This is a genomic window from Exiguobacterium alkaliphilum (genome assembly GCF_018138125.1).
GTDB lineage: Bacteria > Bacillota > Bacilli > Exiguobacteriales > Exiguobacteriaceae > Exiguobacterium > Exiguobacterium alkaliphilum.
In genome coordinates, this window is record NZ_CP073101.1 from 268,100 (window position 1) to 287,025 (window position 18,926).

17 protein-coding genes are annotated in these 18,926 nt (G+C 54.3%); 6 read left to right on the forward strand and 11 right to left on the reverse strand.

Annotated features, from left to right (window positions below; genetic code table 11):
- Positions 1 to 13: 13 nt before the first annotated feature.
- The 4 genes from KB235_RS01415 to KB235_RS01430 all read right to left on the reverse strand — a co-directional run bounded on the left by KB235_RS01415 (position 14) and on the right by KB235_RS01430 (position 2,909).
- Positions 14 to 877 (reverse strand): DegV family protein, encoded by an 864-nt coding sequence (locus tag KB235_RS01415; RefSeq protein ID WP_211780202.1) that lies wholly within the window; start codon positions 875 to 877, stop codon positions 14 to 16.
- Positions 878 to 966: 89 nt separating this feature from the next.
- Positions 967 to 1,479 carry a methylated-DNA--[protein]-cysteine S-methyltransferase gene (locus tag KB235_RS01420; RefSeq protein ID WP_211780203.1) on the reverse strand — a complete coding sequence of 171 codons (513 nt, stop codon included), beginning with the start codon at positions 1,477 to 1,479 and terminating at the stop codon, positions 967 to 969.
- Positions 1,466 to 2,365 (reverse strand): DNA-3-methyladenine glycosylase family protein, encoded by a 900-nt coding sequence (locus tag KB235_RS01425; RefSeq protein ID WP_211780204.1) that lies wholly within the window; start codon positions 2,363 to 2,365, stop codon positions 1,466 to 1,468. The genes KB235_RS01420 and KB235_RS01425 overlap by 14 nt, the downstream gene beginning before the upstream one ends.
- The gene (locus tag KB235_RS01430) at positions 2,322 to 2,909 is read right to left on the reverse strand and encodes a bifunctional transcriptional activator/DNA repair enzyme AdaA (protein WP_211780205.1); all 588 of its coding nucleotides are present in this window, start codon (positions 2,907 to 2,909) and stop codon (positions 2,322 to 2,324) included. Before KB235_RS01430 ends, KB235_RS01425 begins: the two co-directional genes overlap by 44 nt.
- A gap of 195 nt (positions 2,910 to 3,104) precedes the next feature.
- Between KB235_RS01430 and mprF the strand changes: the two genes are divergently transcribed.
- Both mprF and KB235_RS01440 read left to right on the forward strand, forming a co-directional pair.
- Positions 3,105 to 5,603, forward strand: a complete 2,499-nt coding sequence (gene mprF / locus KB235_RS01435) for a bifunctional lysylphosphatidylglycerol flippase/synthetase MprF (RefSeq protein WP_211780206.1) — start codon at positions 3,105 to 3,107, stop codon at positions 5,601 to 5,603.
- 21 nt (positions 5,604 to 5,624) lie between these two features.
- Entirely contained in the window at positions 5,625 to 6,215 is a 591-nt protein-coding gene (locus tag KB235_RS01440; protein ID WP_211780207.1) for a DUF4304 domain-containing protein, read from the forward strand.
- Positions 6,216 to 6,304: 89 nt separating this feature from the next.
- On the opposite strand, the gene ltrA is transcribed toward KB235_RS01440, so the two are convergent.
- From ltrA to KB235_RS01465, 5 genes are all read right to left on the reverse strand, one after another.
- Positions 6,305 to 7,567 (reverse strand): group II intron reverse transcriptase/maturase, encoded by a 1,263-nt coding sequence (gene ltrA / locus KB235_RS01445; RefSeq protein ID WP_211780208.1) that lies wholly within the window; start codon positions 7,565 to 7,567, stop codon positions 6,305 to 6,307.
- Between the two features lie 589 nt (positions 7,568 to 8,156).
- Positions 8,157 to 10,547: a carbohydrate binding domain-containing protein gene (locus tag KB235_RS01450; RefSeq protein WP_211780209.1), complete on the reverse strand. Its 2,391-nt coding sequence runs from the start codon at positions 10,545 to 10,547 to the stop codon at positions 8,157 to 8,159.
- A 154-nt stretch (positions 10,548 to 10,701) separates the two neighbouring features.
- Positions 10,702 to 11,274: a DUF1349 domain-containing protein gene (locus tag KB235_RS01455; RefSeq protein WP_211780210.1), complete on the reverse strand. Its 573-nt coding sequence runs from the start codon at positions 11,272 to 11,274 to the stop codon at positions 10,702 to 10,704.
- Positions 11,246 to 11,788, reverse strand: coding sequence for an NUDIX hydrolase (locus tag KB235_RS01460; RefSeq protein WP_211780211.1), 543 nt, complete (start codon positions 11,786 to 11,788; stop codon positions 11,246 to 11,248). The genes KB235_RS01455 and KB235_RS01460 overlap by 29 nt, the downstream gene beginning before the upstream one ends.
- 13 nt (positions 11,789 to 11,801) lie before the next feature.
- Positions 11,802 to 12,296, reverse strand: a complete 495-nt coding sequence (locus KB235_RS01465; protein WP_034817000.1) for an LURP-one-related/scramblase family protein — start codon at positions 12,294 to 12,296, stop codon at positions 11,802 to 11,804.
- Positions 12,297 to 12,431: 135 nt separating this feature from the next.
- Here KB235_RS01465 and mntA point away from each other — a divergent pair, with 135 nt between their 5' ends.
- From mntA to KB235_RS01480, 3 genes are read left to right on the forward strand one after another with little or no spacing between them, the layout of a single operon-like run.
- Positions 12,432 to 12,839 carry a type VII toxin-antitoxin system MntA family adenylyltransferase antitoxin gene (mntA, locus tag KB235_RS01470; RefSeq protein WP_211780212.1) on the forward strand — a complete coding sequence of 136 codons (408 nt, stop codon included), beginning with the start codon at positions 12,432 to 12,434 and terminating at the stop codon, positions 12,837 to 12,839.
- Positions 12,832 to 13,239 (forward strand): type VII toxin-antitoxin system HepT family RNase toxin, encoded by a 408-nt coding sequence (gene hepT, locus KB235_RS01475; RefSeq protein ID WP_211780213.1) that lies wholly within the window; start codon positions 12,832 to 12,834, stop codon positions 13,237 to 13,239. Before mntA ends, hepT begins: the two co-directional genes overlap by 8 nt.
- 5 nt (positions 13,240 to 13,244) lie before the next feature.
- Complete coding sequence (locus KB235_RS01480) at positions 13,245 to 13,688, forward strand: hypothetical protein (protein WP_211780214.1); 444 nt, start codon at positions 13,245 to 13,247, stop codon at positions 13,686 to 13,688.
- Between the two features lie 37 nt (positions 13,689 to 13,725).
- On the opposite strand, the gene KB235_RS01485 is transcribed toward KB235_RS01480, so the two are convergent.
- Both KB235_RS01485 and KB235_RS01490 read right to left on the reverse strand, forming a co-directional pair.
- Positions 13,726 to 16,500 (reverse strand): glycoside hydrolase family 3 C-terminal domain-containing protein, encoded by a 2,775-nt coding sequence (locus KB235_RS01485; protein WP_211780215.1) that lies wholly within the window; start codon positions 16,498 to 16,500, stop codon positions 13,726 to 13,728.
- Positions 16,497 to 17,576 (reverse strand): alpha/beta hydrolase, encoded by a 1,080-nt coding sequence (locus KB235_RS01490; RefSeq protein WP_211780216.1) that lies wholly within the window; start codon positions 17,574 to 17,576, stop codon positions 16,497 to 16,499. The genes KB235_RS01485 and KB235_RS01490 overlap by 4 nt, the downstream gene beginning before the upstream one ends.
- 135 nt (positions 17,577 to 17,711) lie before the next feature.
- On the opposite strand from KB235_RS01490, the gene solA reads away from it, so the two are divergent.
- Entirely contained in the window at positions 17,712 to 18,848 is a 1,137-nt protein-coding gene (gene solA / locus KB235_RS01495) for an N-methyl-L-tryptophan oxidase (RefSeq protein ID WP_211780217.1), read from the forward strand.
- Positions 18,849 to 18,926 lie beyond the last annotated feature (78 nt).

Genomic DNA, 18,926 nt, shown 5'->3' on the forward strand with positions numbered 1-18,926 from the left:
GACGGCTTTCGTTTTATTTCTCTACGAAGAACATTGAGATGGCTCCGAGGCCGACGTGCGTCCCGACCGAGACGCCCATCTGCATGAGGTAAATCTCGCCGTCAAAGTCGGATTCGGCTTGAATCTTCGCCTTCAAGTTCTCGGCAATCTTTTGATCCGACGTATAGCCGATGATGACAAAGTTGGTGATGTCCTTGTCGCAACGTTTGATGAACTCGTCCGTATAGTGGTTGAGCACTTTACGCGTTCCGCGCTCTTTGGCGACGATGGCGCCTTTCCCGTTCTTCATGCTCATGATCGGTTTGACCATCAACAGCTTGCCGATGATGGCGCTCGCATTCGAGATACGACCGCTTTTAATCAAGTGGTCCAAGTCGTCGACCGACAAGAAGTGCTTCACTTTCAGCTTATACTTCTCGTTGAAGTCAACGAGCTCCTCGAACGTCGCCCCGGCTTCACGCATCTGGGCGCTCTTCATTAACAACCAGCCGCTCCCGTGGCTCATCGAACGTGAATCGACGATATGAATCTTCACCGTCGAATCGGGATGCGCCTCTTCGAAGTATTCTTTTCCGAGCACGGCCGATTGATACGACCCGCTCGTCCCGCTCGACATACAGATGCAAAGAATCTCGTCATGTCCGCTCTCGACGACCTCTTCCATCAGCTTCATAAATGTCGCCGGGCTCGGCATCCCCGTCGTCGGGAATTCCGGTAGCGCTTCCAACATTCCGTAAAACTCATCGGGCTGGATGTCGACACGGTCCTCATACGATTTATTGTCAATCGTGATGATGAGCGGCGCGACGCCAATCTCATATTTTGTTAAAATCTCATCGGATAAATCGCAAGTTGAATCTGCTAGTAATTTAATCATAGTACCCTCCAAAAATCGCTCCTGAGTGACGAGAATCGTCCTAGACCACTACGTCGATTCAGACGTCACGATAGGACTTCTCCATTGTATCAGATATGGAGGGGTAGATGTTTTTTTGCCAGGCTCGAATATGCGTTTGTTTGCTCGTGTCGGAGCAGCCATTCCTTCCGCCAGAGTCCGCCCGCATAGCCCGTCAACGTCCCGTTCGATCCGATGACGCGATGGCACGGGAGGACGATGCTCAATCGATTGCGCCCGTTGGCGCTACCGACGGCACGCACAGCGCGGTCCCGGCCGAGTGTCATGGCCAATTCGCGATACGAGGTCGTCTCGCCATATGGAATCATGACCAGCGCCTGCCACACGTCCTGTTGAAACACCGTCCCCTCGACTTCAAACGAGAACGTGAACGATTGGCGACGTCCGTTGAAATACTCTTCGATTTCTCGGTAACACGTTTTCAACACGTCCGGTGTCGTCTCATCCGCTTCAAAGCAGACGTCATCACGTTCGACGAACAAGATGGAACGGATGGCCGTCTCTGTCCCGACAATCTCCAGAATCCCAATCGGACTCACATAGTCCAGTCTATACGTCTCCATACAATGACCTCCATAAATAGAATGTGGCGTATGCCTCCCACCCGGCAAACCGTTCCCCGTACTGTCTCACTTCGTCTGCCGTCAACTTGTCGCTTCGCCCGAGGTGATACTTCAACGCTTGATGCAGACCGGCGTCCGCGGCCGGGAACGCCGTCGGATCTTGGAAACACTTCATTCGAACATATGCGGCCGTCCACTCCCCGACACCGCGTAAGCTCAGCAAACGTTCATGCATAACGTCGGATGATTCGCTGCGTAACTGCTGTTTCGACAATCGTCCGTCCGTCATTTCCTGGGCGATGCCGATGATGTATTCTGCTTTTCGGGTGCTGAATTGAAGCTGTCTCAGTTCACTCGGGTCGAGCAGCGCGATCGTCTCTGGGCTCGGGAACGCCCAGTACGTCACGCCGTCCACTTCCCGGGATGGTCCGTACTGCTCGACGAACCGTCGTTTCAGCGTATAGGCGAACGACAGCGTGATCTGTTGGCCGATGACGGCCCACGTGAGCGCCTCGAACAAGTCAGGGAACCCGATTAGACGTAGCCCCGCGTACTCTCGGACGAGCGGACGCAACAGTTCATCCGTCTCGGCCATCTGCACGAACGCCGCGACGTCTTGGTCGAGATCGAACCAGTCGTGGACGTAGCGCTCCACGTGTTTCTGTTCCGAGCTCGTGATGTCGTCTTCTGGGAACGCGATGACGAGGCCGTGAGCCGTCTCCATGATATTCCCTAGCAACAATCGTCCGTCCACATCGAACAGTTTGGAGACGGACGTTTCGCGGGCGACATGCATCACTTCATCGTTTGAGCGTCGTAAAAACTGCAGACATTGTTGAAAGTCAAACGGAGCGGTGACGTGAATCTCGAACGACGAGCGACTCATCGGCTCCCCCCTTTCGATACATGCTCGGTGAACAGCCCTTTAGCCGTCGGAAAACGCGATAAAAGTTGGATGGGGTTTGAAAGCCGACCTCATAACAGATGGCGAGATTGCTCATGTCCGTCGTCCGCAACAGGTGGGCCGCCTTGTCGATGCGAATTTTTTCGAGCAGACGGCGCGGCGTCTCGCCCGTCGCTTGAGTGAACGTCCGCTCGACGTAGAACGGGCTCAAGTTGACGTGCTCGGCAATCTCCTCAAGTTTGAGCGGCCGTCTGTAATGCGTGAGCACGAACGCCGTCACGTCATGGACGAGCGCGCTCGCCGGACTGCGGTCGACCTCGGGTTGACATCGTTTGCACGGCCGAAAGCCGGACGACTCCGCTTCCGCTTTCGTCTCATAGAAATCGATATTCTCCCGCTTCGGTTTCCGCGAGCGGCACGAGGGCCGACAGTAAATCCCGGTTGTCTTGACCGCGGTATAGAACTGTCCGTCATACGCCGCGTCACAGGCGAGCACTTTCTCCCACTTCTCTTCAAACGTCAGCATCTCAGTCCCCCCTTTTGTTTTTACTGTATCAGATTGATTTTCGTTCACTCGTCCTGTTTCTTGCACTTACAGTCTATATTCCCCCGGTTCACGAATCTCATTTATTTTGAATCCGTCTCTCCCTCTGACTCGTACTATGATTACGCGACTCGATTGAGTACACTTTAGCTAATCAAGTCAGAAGGAGTACATACGATGCATAAGCGATTTTCCTGGAAACAACTGAAATGGTTGCTTCCATTCCTATTGATTGGATTAATTCTTTACCAGAGCGGCCAGGAACTCCAAAACCTGTCGCTCGCTGCGGCGTTTCAAACATTAGAGGCGTTGACGGGCTTCGAACAAATCGCCTTGATCGGACTCGGACTCGTCGCTGTTTTGACGATGACCGGCTACGACTATTTTTTACTGCGTTCGCTCGACGTCCATCTCCCGCTCTCGAAGGTGCTACGCGCGGCATGGATCACTAACGCGATGAACGGCATGATCGGGTTCGGCGGCGTCATCGGCATCGCACTTCGGACGTCGCTGTATCGACCGTATACGGACACGTTGCGTTTGCTTCGGGCCATCGGTTGGATGACCCCGACGCTCATCAGCGGCTTGTCGCTGCTTGCCGCAGGGGTGCTATTCGGGCTCTTCCCGGCCGGTGTGCTCACCGAAACAAAACAGTGGATTTGGCCCGTGCTCCTCGCGACACTCGCCGTCCTGCCGCTCTACATCTATGTAACGCGGAAGCGGTCGAACTTGGATTGGCCGACATTGCTCGGCTATATTGCGACGTCGCTCGCCGAATGGGTGACGGCTGGACTCGTCGCCTTGTATGCCCTGCATTTACTCGGAGGCGAGGCGCCGCTCGTCGCCATGATGGGCGTCTTCATCGTCGCGACCATCGTCGGGGTCGTCTCGCTCGTCCCAGGTGGTGTCGGTTCGTTTGATCTATTATACCTCGTCGGGATGACCCAGCTCGGCATCGACCAAGAGATTGTCTTGTCTTCCTTGATCGTCTATCGCTTCGTCTACTTCATCGTCCCGTTCATGATCGGGCTGTTTTTGGCGGCACTCGTCTTCGGAGACCAGGTCGTCAAACAGATTGAGTATAAACCGATCATCGGGTCGTCTTATGAGATTGGGACCGTCGTCTGGCGCATCGTGTCGCGTACACTCGCCAAGACGGGACGGCTCGCCGGAAGCCTCATCGCATTGATGACGAGTCTCGTCTTGTGGTTCCAGACGCTGTTACCGAGCGTGTCACCGCTCTATTCGACCGACCTTTGGTTACAGTGGGTCGGTACGCTCGCGCTGTTCACGGCCGGTCTGTTAACGCTACTGACCACGTTCGAGATGTACATCCAGACGAAGCGTGTGCTCTGGCTCGTCGGGGTAGCAGTTTTCATTGCCAGTATCGGTGTCATCACACGAGGCTTCAATCTGTTCGAAGCGTTCGTCGTCGGTGGGTTCGCCCTGTTCGTCTGGTTGACACGGACCCAGCACAAACGCTATCGCTCCATCGTGACCGTCAGCCGTTTCATCCGCAACGTCGCCTATGTCGGCCTCTATGTCGGTACGCATGCGTTCCTGCTGCAATCGTTCAGTCAGACCGACTCGATTTTCTTCGATCCGGAAGCTGCCGCCGGGTTGAGCATCGCTGCCGTCGTTTTGTCCGGACTGCTGTTGATTGGCATTTTCACGCTGTTCAACCGATTGAAACGTCCAAAGCTCGGCTCGTCGTTCGACCCGGCTCGTTTTGCGACGTTTCAAACCACGCACACGACCACGAGCGCGTTCGATTTGGCCTATATGAACGACAAGCTCGTCTATTATGGGCCGGACGACGAGGCATGTCTCTTGTTCGCCGTATCCGGCAATCACGCCATCGTCCTCGGGGATGTGCAAGGAGCTCGAGACGCCGCATCCCACCTGTTGCTCGCCTTTATCGAAGAGACGGACCGACTCGGCTATATTCCGCTCTTTTATCAAGTCACCCGGGACTGGATGCCGCGCCTGCACGATGCCGGGTTCACGTTCTTCAAGCTCGGTGAAGAAGCGACGGTCGACGTCGCCACGTTCTCGCTCACCGGTAAAAAGCGCGCCAACATGCGCTCGCTCCATAATCAATTCATGAAGCGGGGTTACACGGCCGACATCGTCACGGCTCCGTCGTCCGAGCTAATCGCGTCACTGCGCGGCATCTCGGACGATTGGCTCGGCAATCGAAGTGAGAAAGGCTTCTCGCTCGGCTTTTTCAATGAGCAGGCTTTGGCTCACTATCCGGTTGCCCTCCTTCGTGACGAGACCGGACAAGTCGTCGCCTTCATCACGTTGCTCCGCGGCAATGATACCGTCTCCATCGATTTGATGCGTTCCCATGGTGAGGCTCCGCCCGGATCGATCGAGGTGCTGATTCTGTACGTGATTGAGTGGGCACGATCAAATGACTATGCCCATGTCGGCCTCGGCATGGCACCGCTCGCCTCGGTCGGTGAGCAACCGTTCGCGTACTGGCCGGAGCGGATTGCGGCCGACATCTTCGAGAACATCAGTTACATCTATCCGTTCAGTGGGCTCCGTCAATTCAAACGCAAGTTCACATCAACATGGGAAGCCAGATATTTGGCCATCCGCAAGCGTCGAAAACTACTCCCGCCCTTGCTGCGGACGGCACGGTTGATCAGCCGGAAAAAAGGACAATGATATAAGAAAGGAGCCCTGTTTATGTCCCAGGAAACACCGCGTATCGGTTCACCAGAAATCAATAAAGTGATTCGTGAACACTTGTCGCTAACTTTGCGAGAACAAGGTTTTCAAAAGGTGAATACACGGCACAATTGGAAATTTAATCAGCACAACGTTTGGGTGATTGATGTAACAGCTGTCGGGGCATATTTCTCCGATGTCACCGGCTGGCCATCAATGTCTCTCTTTGTTGAATGCGGAATTTACTACCCATTTTTAAATACCGACGATTTTGACGTGAAAATCGGAAAGAAAGGAGAATTACTACCGAGAGCCCATCATTGTCACTTGCGCCTATCCCTCGACAGTACACTCGACCAATCGCCTTACACAAAGACGTTAAAGAATCCAGCTGAACGAAATCGAAAAGACCTTTGGTGGATTGAGCCCGATGGTTCAAATATTGACGATGTAGTCATGAATATACGTGATGTTACTCTCAATCAAGCCATCCCTTGGTTCGAGAAGCATATGGACTGGTCACTCGTATTGGAAGAGTTCAAAAACAGTCACAGTCCTTCATTCTTTCAGGAACTAAAAGAAAAAATTGATCACTATCGAAATACTTGAACATTGTTTAATGCAATCGAGTAGGAGGGAGTGATTAACTCCCGACCTCTCACACCACCGTACGTACCGTTCGGTATACGGCGGTTCAATTAAGATGTATGACGCAAAGTTTCATAACGTGATACCAGACTTTTGAGCCCTTGGGAACTCCAGTAGGAGTTCCCGAGGGCTCTGTGCAGTATCGGACTTTTTGAAATCCGCCAGTAACCCTTCCGTGAGTTGCCCCATTCATGGGCCTTCCCTTTCGGGATGCCCAGTCCGGTGAGCTTTCTCACTTTTGTGCTCGGCTTCTTCCAACTCTTCCACACGCACATGCGTAGCCTTCTTCGAATCCACGACTCGAGGGTCTTGAACACACTCGGTGTGTCTGCCAACGCAAAGTATCCGCACCATCCCATCAGGTATTGGTTCAGCTTTTGGATACGGACCTCCATCGAGTACGGTCTCTTTCGCGATGTGATGTCGCGGATTTTATCTTTCATCCGGTTCACACTGGCTTTGGCAATCCGTATTTTCGGTTCTCTGTGCTTCGTGAAGCTGAACCCAAGGAACTTTCGTCTCCATGGGCGGTCCACGGCGGACTTGTTGCCGTTCACTTTCAGCTTCAGCTTCCCTTCGATATAGGAGGTCACCGACCTCATGACCCGATTTCCCGCTTTTGGTGTTTTCACATAGATGTTGCAGTCATCGGCGTAGCGGACGAACTGATGTCCACGCTTCTCGAGTTCCTTGTCCAGTTCGTCTAGGACGATGTTCGAGAGCAGCGGGCTGAGTGGGCCTCCTTGCGGAGTGCCTTCCTCGTTGTCCGTCACGACTCCGTTTATCATGATTCCGGTTTTCAGATACTTGTGGATGAGCTTGAGCAGACACTTGTCCTCGATTCGCTTCGCCAGAAGCCCCATGAGCTTGTCATGGTTCACCCGGTCGAAGAATTTCTCCAGGTCGATATCGACCACCCAGCGATTTCCCTCTGCGATGTACCCTTTTGCTTTCTTGACCGCCCCGTGGGCACTCCGATTCGGTCGGAATCCATAGCTGTGGTCAGAGAACGTGGGGTCGTAGATAGACGACAACACCTGGGCGATCGCCTGTTGAATGAAGCGATCCATCACGGTAGGGATGCCGAGCAGTCGCACACCGCCGTCAGGTTTCGGGATTTCGACCCTGCGGACCGGTTGCGGCTGGTAGGTCCCCGACAGAAGCTCCACCTTCATGGTGTCCCAGTGTTCGATGACATGCGCTCGCAGGTTTTGTACGGGCATTCCGTCGACACCGTGGCTTCCTTTGTTCCGAACCACTCGGTTCAGGGCACGTATTAAATTTTCCCGTGACAGAATCTGTTCCATTAACATTCGTTATGCCTCTCTCCGTGAACAACGCTTCTTCTTTATCCAGTCCCTGCTCCACCCTCTTGACGTCCCCAGTGGAATTCACCACGTCCTCCATTCAAGCAAGCCCTAACGGGTTGTCTGTGTTCGTCACAGCGACTGCCTGCCAAGATGTTGTTCTCTCTTAATTGTTCGGCCCTTCCCACTCGTCTCGAGACAAGGTGGTACTATGGCCTCTGCTGACTTCTGATTGTTCAGCCGCCCATCACTGGGCGGGTTACCAAGTGTACTTGGCGTTCCAATCAGAGCTCCCCGGGTAAGGACGCAATCTTTCCCTCCATCTATCTGCTCCATTTACTGCATGCGACCTTCGGCAGAAAGGGCTTTACCTTGTTCAGCAGGCTCACCCAGTCGCACATAGCCTCGTATGAAGTTCGTGTACCTCAGACCGGAGGTTTGCCGCCCGCTTCCTTCAGATTCCACGTCGCCGTGGACACCCTTGCGCTTGGCTAACTGTTACTTCTGCCTTCACAGTTCGGGACTTGCACCCTATAGATTACGCCCATGCCGGGCACACTGAAAAACGCCTCGACATCATGTCGAGGCGTTTGCATTATTTTACGGATACTTCAACGTTATCGATCGTCACATCGTGCGCGCCGAGCGGCGAGCCTTCCGTGCGGCCGAGCAAGAATTTCATCGCTGTCATGTCCGTCTGGCCCATCGTGAGCTCGAACTCGTACGACTTCGTCTCCGGAGTGACTTGGACGATCTCGCTCAAGTAACGCGTGTAGGCCGCGTTCTCGATCGTCACTTCCATGTTGCGGGCCACAGTGGATGAAGCGTCAAAGCGCACGACGTACGTTTGGCCTGCATGCAACTCGAGGCCGCCTTGCTCCATGAGCACGCTCCACGGCTCTTGTCCTTCTTGTGTGATGGACAAGCGAGCCGCCTCGTTCACCGCTTCGACTGCCGCTTGGGCGTCAAAGTGGACGTATGAGCCCCAGTGCGTCAATCCATCTGTGAATGAACCGTTCTTGAGCGGTGACGGGTCAACCTCGACCGGTGTCACATCCAGTAATTGTACATCGTCGAGCGTGATTTCACCTTTCGCTGACCCGAGGACGAATTGGAGTTGGCTCAACAAGTCCGTCTCTTGTCCCATCGTGAACGGGATTTCGATTGACTGGAAGTCGCGCGTCAACGCCACGTCTTGGAGTGGAAGATACGCGTCTCCGTCCAATCCGTTCAAGCCGACTTGAAGCGATTTGATGCGTTCTGACTTGGCGTTGAAGCGAAGCACGTACTCATGGCCTTCCGTCAATTGAATGCCGTTTTGGACGAGTGTTGCCGGTTGCCCTTTCTTCGCGTTCGTCACGAACTCGAAATGACGCGCTTCCTCATCGACAGTGCCGGTGCCTTTCGTCGCACCTGGGTCGAACTGCCAGTACGTCAAGCGGTCCATCGCCCCTTGATCGAACGTGCCGTTATAGACGTGGTTGCCGTCTCCGAGCGCCGGTTTCGTCGCGTTCGGGTCGAGCGCTTCACGTGGCGTCTGTTCGACGCGGACGTTCCCGATTTGGACGCCTGCCGTGCTGAGACCGACGTTGAACTCGAGGCGTGCCGCGAGATCCGTGTCTTCTGCCATGTCGAACGTCATCGAATATGTCTGGACGTCGGTCGTCAAATCGAACGAGCCTTCATCCGAATATTTGGCGTAACCACGGTCCGGTCCGCCGCCGACTTTGACAGCGATTGAGCGAGCCGAGTCGGCACTCGCGTCGAACGTCACTTTGTAGTGACCGCCTTTGCCGAGTGACACGTTTTGAATCAATTGGTGCGAGTACGGCTGACTGCCCGCTTGTGTGATTGAGATATCCGCGAAGCGCGAACCTGCCTGCTCAATCACGTCAATAGTTCCAACTCCACCGAAGTCCGGGAGCGCCACATAGTTCCAATTCACCGGGTCGAGCGCCTGCGAACCGTTCGTCACGGTCGTGATCGGCTCCGTGTAGTCTTGGTCGTAGACGAGGTTGCCGTCTTCAGACGGTTGTTTCGCTCCGTCCGGAAGCACGATCGTTTCATCCGTATACACCGGTTCGACCGCTTCGCGATAGTCGCGGTTCTTCAAATCGAAGACGCGAACGTAATCGACTTTCATATCAGCCGGGAATGGTGTCGTCGCATCGACGTCCCCGTCAAACCAGCCGCCGACGGCCAAGTTCATAATCAAATAGAAGTTTTGGTCGAACGGTGCCGGATAGCTGTATTTCGTCGCTTGGTTCAACCCTTTCGAGTACCAATCGTTTTGAGTCTGATACAATTTTCCGTCGACGTACCAGCGCAACTCGCCTGGCTCCCACTCGACCGCATATGTATGCCATTTGTCGATGCCGTCGCCTTCTTCGAAGTGGTAGTCTTTGCCTGTATATTTATTGTTCGGCCAGTTCTCGCCGTAATGGATTGTCCCGGCGACCTTGTCAGGCTGGCTGCCCCATGCTTCCATGATGTCGATTTCACCAGACGCGGCCCAGGCGCCGTAGCGGTCCTGTTCCGGCAACATCCAGAATGCCGGCCATAGCCCTTTGCCGGTCGGGAGCTTCGCCCGCATCTCATAACGGCCGTACGTTTGACTGAACTTGCCTTTGGTCGTCAACTTCGCTGACGTGAAATCGTATGACCCGAGTTCGTCTGTCACTGGTTCTTTTTTGGCACGGATGACGAGGTTCCCGTCTTCTACGAAAGCGTTTTCGTTTTTGTCCGTGTAAAATTGCTTCTCATTGTTTCCCCAACCTGGTGTGACCGGCGTGCCTTCGGCGTCTTTCAACCAGTTCCCCGTGTCAAAGTTCCATTTGGTCTGATCGATTTCTGATTTGTTGAACTCATCCGACCAGACGAGCTTCCATTTCGTGTTGTCTTTTTTCTCCGGTTTTTCGGCAGATGCGCCTTGTGCGGCAGATAGGACAAGACCAGTCCCGAGTGCAAGTGCGACCCATTTCTTCATTACATTTCCTCCCTTGCCTCTTCTAGTGACGTACAGTTTGAAACCGCTTTCCGAAAGCACTTTCGTTAAGTCCATTATAAATTTTTCCCATGCCTCGATTTAACCATTTTCTTGAAGTGAAATGAAAATGACATAAAAAAGCATCGACAATGAATCAAGTCGATGCTTCCGTAACGGTCCAATTTGAAATCGTGACGTTGAATCCAGGCGCCTCCTCATCCGGACTACAGGCGTACGGTCCGACGCGTAACGTCGACACGTCATGGAGATGGGCAATCCGCAACTGTTCACGCGTACCATCCTCGTATTCGAAGAACACCTCGACATCGCCATCTGTATAGACGAGTTCGAACGTCAACCGCCCGTGAATGTCCTTGTTCGGGAAATCGCGCGTCGACCAATCCGAGTAGCCAAAGGACGTGACGACGGCCCCGAGATGTGACGGTCCGTCCGGGATATACTCGACGGACGTCTTGAGCCAATGGTCGTCGTTGACGTACAACAGGATGCCGGCCTGATCGTATGTATGACTCGGCTCTATCTGAATCGTCGCCCGGCACGTGAAGCGCTCGGCCGACACGTCCGTCACGAAAGCGTGTGCGGTCATCCGGTTGAAGCCGTAATGGGTGTTCCGCCAGAAGTCGGTGTCTGGTGCCGTCCGGAACGTCAGGTGCTTACCTGCGTTCACTTCATTCGGTTCATTGATCCATGTGTATGGCTGCCACATGATTGATTCCTCCCCATTGTCCTCGCATCGCGAACAATAATGGAATCATCCCCTCGTGATACGGAATGAATTCGCCTGAACGGATCATGTCGAGAATCGTCGCCTCATCCGCCCACTGCACGGCCTGTACTTCTGATTCCTGTAACGTCAACTCATCGAGATCGACTTCTGTCTCGACGAGGTAGATGTCGTCGAACCCCTCGTCAAAGTTGACCGTCAAATGCGGTCGTGTGTGCGATAAGTCGAGTATCAGCCCGATTTCTTCTTCGAGCTCGCGCATCGCCGCCTGTTGGCTCGTATCGCCGACTGTCGCGCTACCGCCGACCGTGATGTCCCACATGTTCGCCCACCCGTCCTTCAACGGTTGGCGTTGCTGAATCAACATCTGTCCGTCTTTGTTGAAGATACAGACGTGGATGACGAGGTGATAGTCACCGTTCACGAGACGGTTGCCCCGTTGCCATGTCCGCCCTGTTTTCTCGCGATCGACCGTGTACACGTCCCATAATTCCATCTTGCGTCCTCCTTTACGTCGCAGCGCTCGAAGATGCCGCTTGGTCGGCTTTGACGCAGTCGATGGCGACGACGATCGAGATGAGCAAATGTTCCATCGCGTCATCCATCACTCGAATCTCGTACGTATCGCCCCACGTCAGCCATTTCTTTTGGACGCTGCCGATGACATGCCCGTCCTGCTTCACTTCGAAGTCCATGTCCCACCAGTTGCCGTCGACTTCAATCCCGGCCGCGTCAATCGTATAGCGCGGTTTGAAGAACGTGAACTCTTTTGAAATCGTCAACGTCTCTTCTCCCTCGACGTCGACGTAAAACGTCGGCAAGAAACTGAACGTCTTCTTCGTAATCGTCGTGATTTCGCGTCCGCTCGTATCCGAGATGGTGAACGATTTCGGTAGCTTCATGAAGCTCCCTTCGACAACATACATGTCGTGCTCGTCGGCATCCTTAATCGTAAAACGTCCGCGCAGACTAAACACTTTCTGTTTCATGTAGAGCGTGTTCATGTTCATCCCTCCGGTTCGTTGATTATTCTTTTCTCTATACGACTGTTTACCCGAATATGGTTCAACCTTTCATGCTGCAAAACAACTGTTTATACGAAACGTGAAGAGCGTATAATGAGAGAAGGGGGTGGGAACATGGTTTCTGACGTGATTAACCAAGCAGTCATCGAAACGATTCGACAGAAGACAGACGCGGAATTCATTTTGTTGTTCGGTTCATTCGCAAAAGGAACAGCTCGAGATGACAGTGACGTAGACCTCGCATATTTCAGTCAGAAACGCCTCTCACCTTATGAACGATTCACGTTGGGGAACGAAGTGGCCCTCTTATGCGGTCGAGACGTCGATCTGGTCGACATCCGTGAAGTGGACACCATCTTCGCCATGCAGATTTTCTCAGAAGGTATCCCTCTGCTCGTGCAGGACGAAAATGAATGGGTCCGGCAACGGATCAAAGCATATCGAATGTATGCGGAGTTGAACGAACAGCGCCAAATGATAGTAAACAATATTCAATCTAGGGGAAGTGTGTTTGATGAATGATGTGATTCTAAACAAAGTGACGACAATTGAGCGTTGTATCAAACGGGTTCATGAGGTCTATGAGGGAAATCCAGAGCACCTTCACGATTTCACAAAACAAGATAGCATCATCCTCAACATTCAACGCGCGTGCGAAGCGAGTATCGACATCGCGATGTACCTCGTCAGCCAAAAGAAGCTAGGGGTGCCGAAAGCGAACCGAGACGGATTCATCATGCTCGCGGACGCAGGAATCATTGATCACGACCTAGCCAAGACGCTCATCAACATGGTCGGCTTCCGCAATGTCGCGGTCCATGACTATCAAGCGCTCCAACTAAATATTTTAGAGGCGATTCTTGAGAAACACATTGATGATTTCAAAGCGTTCACAAAAGTTATTCTCCAGTTGGATGTGTGACAATCATGGGGGAGCAAATTTCAATTGAACTAACGATTGATTCATTAACTTATGACACCCAAATCGTTGGCAACATCGCCTTCGTCATCAATTCTTATGATTATTTCCCGGGACAAAGCTGGTCCGATTTTGTCGCCATCGTCTTGAACTGGTGGATTGATAGTTGTCGTGCCCTTGTATTTGCGCCGTTACATGAATCGTATTCATTCTCCTTTATGGACGGATCAGTCAAAGTGGTTGCGAGGAAAGTGAACGAGACAGAAGCCGAACTTTTCTACGTGGATTGCGATGCACGTCACGCGCTCATGGGGACGGTATCGATTGAAGAGCTAAGACTGGCCCTCATCAAATCGACATACCAGCTTCTCAACGCAATCGACCGAAACGGCTGGGAGAACGAGGAGGCCGAGACGTTACGTCACACCGTAAAATCCATTGAACGCATATAAAAAAGCGCCGCCTCTTTTCGAGACGGCGCTTCGTTCGTTATCCGTTTTTCATGCTGAACGAGTCGGCGAGCGTGAACGTGATGTCTTTCACGTCGAGACCACCGAGCGCGAAATAGAGCTGCAAGTAGTTGTGTTGATTCAAGAAGAACACTTGCTTTGTCTGTGTCACCCATTCCCCGTCCGTCCCATTGAACGTGAACGTCGGTCCTGGGATGTTATTCGCGAACAGCGTCACCGGCATCTGGGCGAGTTCGCCCGCGTCCGACTTGGCCGTGATCGTCACGTCATACGTCCCCGTCTCATCGACCGAGACGGCGAAGACGTGCATGCTCCCTGTCGATGTGTCGGCATCACTCAGGCTGACGGGCTCGCCGCTTTCAAGATGACGATACGTCACATCGAAGTCGATGGCCTGGTCGGCTTCCTCGTCGAGTCCGATCACTTCGACCGAGCCGTCGTGGATGCCGAGCGCACGCTCCATCGCCGGCGACGTCAACACGAACCGACAGATGTTCGCCGCGCTCCGGAGCAGTTCTCCGCGTGTGAGCGAGCCGTCGGCAAGTGCCGCCGCCGTGTTATCGTCGAACGAGTTCGTGTCCGGACGGTCGACGACCATATACAAGTCGTTTTGTGAGCGCACCATCGCCGCCGTGTTCTGGCGGTTCGCCGGCTCGTCTTCATGATGGTTCACTTTCGCCCACCAGTCGGTCATGACGATGCCGTCAAAGCCCCACTCGTCGCGAAGGACGCGCGTGTTCTGGTCATACAGACCGGCCGTCCAGATGCCGTTGACGGCGCCATACGTCGTCATGATTGAGGTCGCCTTGCCTTCCTTCACCGCCATCTCGAACGCTTTCAAATAAATCTCACGAAGCGCCCGCTCGGAGACGACCGAGTCGATGTCGTGGCGATGGGCTTCTTGGTTGTTGGCACTGAAATGCTTGAGCGTCCCGGTCACCCCGACACGGTGCATCCCGTTCAACTCGGCGATCGCTATCTTGCCCGTCACGTGCGGGTCTTCCGAGAAGTACTCGAAGTTCCGTCCGTTGAGCGGGTTGCGGTGAATGTTCATCCCTGGTCCGAGGAGCGTATCGACCCGGTTCTTCCGCATCTCAAGTCCTGTCATCTCGAACAAGTCTTCCACTAATCGCGTGTTGAACGTCGAGGCGAGCAGCGTCCCGTTCGGAAGCGCGAACGCTTTCGTCCCGATGTCCATGCGGATGCCGGACGGGCCGTCCGCACAACAGGCGGCCGGGATGCCGAACGTTTCGAGACGGTCCGACACCCCGCCGAACGCGGCGGCCGTCCCCGGCGTCACGCGTGGTGAGTTCATGCCTTGACCGCGGACGATGCAGGCGAGGTCCTCATCCGTCAGTTGGTCGAGGAATGTCTCGAGGTCTGCTTTCCCGTGATAGACGTCTGCGAGCTTCACGCCTGTATCGCCTGTCTCTTCACGCACGACCGGACGTTCTGCTAGATAACGTGCCTCGACGTCGACGCTGCGGAGCGGTGTCGCCTCGTAGCCGACCGTCAAGCCGGTTTCCGTCGCACGCGGTTTGATGCGCTCGAACGATGTGACCGGAGCCATATTCTCGCTGAGCGTCTCGACGACCTCGAGCGCCTCGACCGCATAGTCGTAGAACGCCTCGGCCGAACGGACGTCGGTGCCGGCGTAGAGGCGATACATGCCGGCCTCTAACACGAAGCTTGATTCGTGACCGGTCGCACCATTGTCGTCATAGCTCGCGAACTCTGTGACGGGAACGCTCAGCGTGAGCGTCTCCCGCTCACCCGGCGCCAAGCGATTTGTTTTGTCGAAGGCGACGAGCGCACGGGCCGGGTTGCCGAGCACGCCTTGCGGCTTCTCGACGTACAGCTGCACGACTTCTTTCCCGGCGACGTCTCCCGTGTTCACGACGTCAATCGTCACCGTGATGACCCCGTTCGTCTCATCTGAAGACACGACGTCCGTGGCGAACGTCGTATACGACAACCCGAATCCGAACGGATAGAGCACATCGTCTTTCGCGAACGTCTCAAAGTAGCGATAGCCGACGTAGATGTCTTCTTGATAAATGCCTTTGTCGGCATGTCCGAAGTTTTTCGTCGACGGATAGTCGTCGATCGATTTCGCAATCGTGTCGGTCAATTTACCGGACGGGCTGACCGTTCCCGTCAGTACATCGACAAGTCCGGTGCCACCTTCAAGACCACCTTGCCAGGCGTAGAGGATCGCGCTCGGTTCGTTCGCCCAACGCATATCGATGATGTTTCCGACGTTCAAGACGACAGTCGTCTTCGAAAACGTCCGCGATACTGTATTGATCAACTCGAGTTCGATGTCGGTCAACAAATAACTGCCCGGGTCGGCCGTGTTGTCACGGTCTTCCCCAGCCGTGCGCCCGATGAAGACGAGCGCGACGTCTGATGCGGCAGCCGCTCGCTCAACGAGTTCATCTGTCACCGCCATCTCCGGCTGTGACCACGGTTCGTCGGCCCAGCCGACACCTTGGTCGAACGGGTTCTCCTCGACCCACGCCTCGTACGTTTCGAGGAGCGACTCGTTGACGTCAATCCCTTCTGTCGCTTGAAGCGCCTCGAGCGGGCTCGTCACGTGGGAGACGTTGACCATCCCGCCAGAGCCGGTGCCGCTCTTGTAGTAGTTGAATTGACTGCGGCCAAAGACGGAAACGGTCGTCCCCGCTTTTAGTGGAAGCGTCGCCTGCTCGTTCTTTAAGAGGACCGCCCCTTCTGAAACAGCTGTCCGTGCCAGTTGCTTATATGTATCCCAGTTCAATGTATATGTCTTCATCTTGTCATCTCCTTTAATCCATTTGCGATTTCAGCCAGGCAATCTTCTGCTTGGGGATAGTCACCGAGTTTGTCCATGAACGCGTGGTCCACCCCCCGGTATTGAATCAACCTCGTCTTCACCCCATCACGCGCCAACTTCCGCGCGTACGCCTCACCTTCGAGCCGAAGGTAATCGTATTCGGCCGTGATGATCAAAGCCGGCGGCAAGCCTGTGACGTCTTCTGCGAAGAGCGGGGAGACGAGCGGGTCGGTCAGCTCGGCCTTGCCTTGTAGATAGATTTGGTTCAACAGATTTTCTGAATCTCCGAGTGCCATCACGACGCCACGGATCAAGTCGTGATGATGCTTGATTTCATAGCGGTCGAGCGTCCATTCGTAATCTTCTGTCGGAATCGACCCTAAATTGACGACCGGATAAACGAGCGCTTGGAAGGTGATCCAGTTCGTCCCTTGCGCCCGGTCCATGAGACAACACGCCGTCGCCAAGTTCCCACCGGCACTGTCACCGGCGACCGCGATTTGATGGCGATTGACGTTTAACTTTTCTGCCTGCAGATACACCCATTCGACGGCGGCGAAGCAGTCGTCTAGCCCCGCTGGGAAGGGATGCTCCGGCGCAAGCCGGTAATCGACCGAGACGACGAGAGCGTTCGCCTTCTCGGCGAGCCGTTTACACGGGTTCTCTACCGTATCGAGCGTGCCGCCGAAGAAGCCGCCACCGTGGAAAAAGAGGATCGCCGGTAACGTCTCGGTCGTGTCCGGGCGATACATCCGAGCCGGAATATCCCCGTCTCCACTTGGAATGTTGACTGTCTCCGTCGTGATGACGGTCTTGGTGACGTCCCGGTTCGGCCAGCCCATGTTCGCCCGGGCACTCGCCAAATCGAAAATCTCGGGTCCGTCAGACGGCACAAAGGCGCGCATCGTGGCGAGCACCCTCGGGTCGAGATCACCCGGGACGTCCGAATCCGGGATCGGTTTTGTGATCGTCTCGACACCGTCAATCGTCTGAGACGGACGTGCGGTTTTGAGTCGCTCGACTAACCGTTCATACACTTCAACATCGTTCGACATATCAAGTTGCCCCTTCCAGTTCAAAATTAGGAATATAGTTAAACGATGATTCAATCATGCACAAGAAGAAATTGACAATTGCGTTTCTTTTCCCTACCATTTCTACTAATACCCAAATGGAGAGGGATGGATGGAATGACTGATATACAGTATGACGTCGCCGTGATTGGGGCCGGGACGATGGGGATGGCGGCTGCCTCGTTTTTGACAGCACGAGGTGCGCAGACGCTCGTCATCGATGCCTTCGACCCGCCCCACGACAAAGGGAGTCATCATGGTGATACGCGAATGATTCGCCACGCTTACGGAGAAGGACGGCAATATGTCGCGCTCGTCGAACGGGCCCAAACGTTGTGGGAAGAACTCGATCGCGAGGCGGCCTATCCGGTTTTCCAAAAGACAGGTGTCCTCGGCCTAGGTCCAGCCGATTCTGTATTCTTGAACGAGATGATGGCCTCGGCCGATGAACATAACTTGTCGCTTCAACGTCTTTCGTCTACGGACGTCATGAACCGGTGGCCCGGTCTATCGATTCCCGACGACTATATCGGCTGTTTCGAGACGGAGTCGGGCCTGCTCTATAGCGAGAATGCGATTCGGGCGTATCGCGAGCGTGCTGTTCGAAACGGTGCCACCCTTGCCATGAACACGCCGGTCGTCTCCATCACACCGACAGCCGTCGGCATCACAATTGCGACACGGAACGAGACGTTCCACGCGAAGAAAGTGATCGTGACGGTCGGGGCTTGGGCGAAACAGCTCCTTCCTGATCTCTCACTCCCGCTGCAACCGACAAGAAAAGTCGTCGGTTGGTTCGATGCCGATGAAACGTTGTTCAGCGACATGGCGTTCCCTTCTTTCTTTATCGAGGACGACGAACGCATGTTTTACGGCTTCCCGAGCCTAGATGGTTCCGGCTTAAAAGTCGGCCGTACCGATGGCGGACAACCGATTGACCCGGGGCTTCACACGCAAGACTTTGGCCGCTATGACGCGGACGAAGGTGACTTGCGACGATTCCTATCCGCCTATATGCCGGCGGCGAACGGTCCGTTGAAACAAGGGAAGACGTGTCTTTATACGATGTCGAGCGACCATGACTTCATCATCGACTTTCATCCCGAGCACGACTCGATTCTCTTCGCATGCGGCTTCTCCGGTCATGGGTTCAAGTTTGGTAGCGTCATGGGTGAAGTGTTGAGTGAACTCACGTTAGACGGTGAGACACCGTTCGATTTATCACGCTTCTGCTTGGCCCGTTTTCAGGCATGAACGACGAACTGCATCGTTTCGTGTATAATGAGGCGTAATCCAAATCGCTAATGAAAATTTCGAATACAGAAGTTTCTT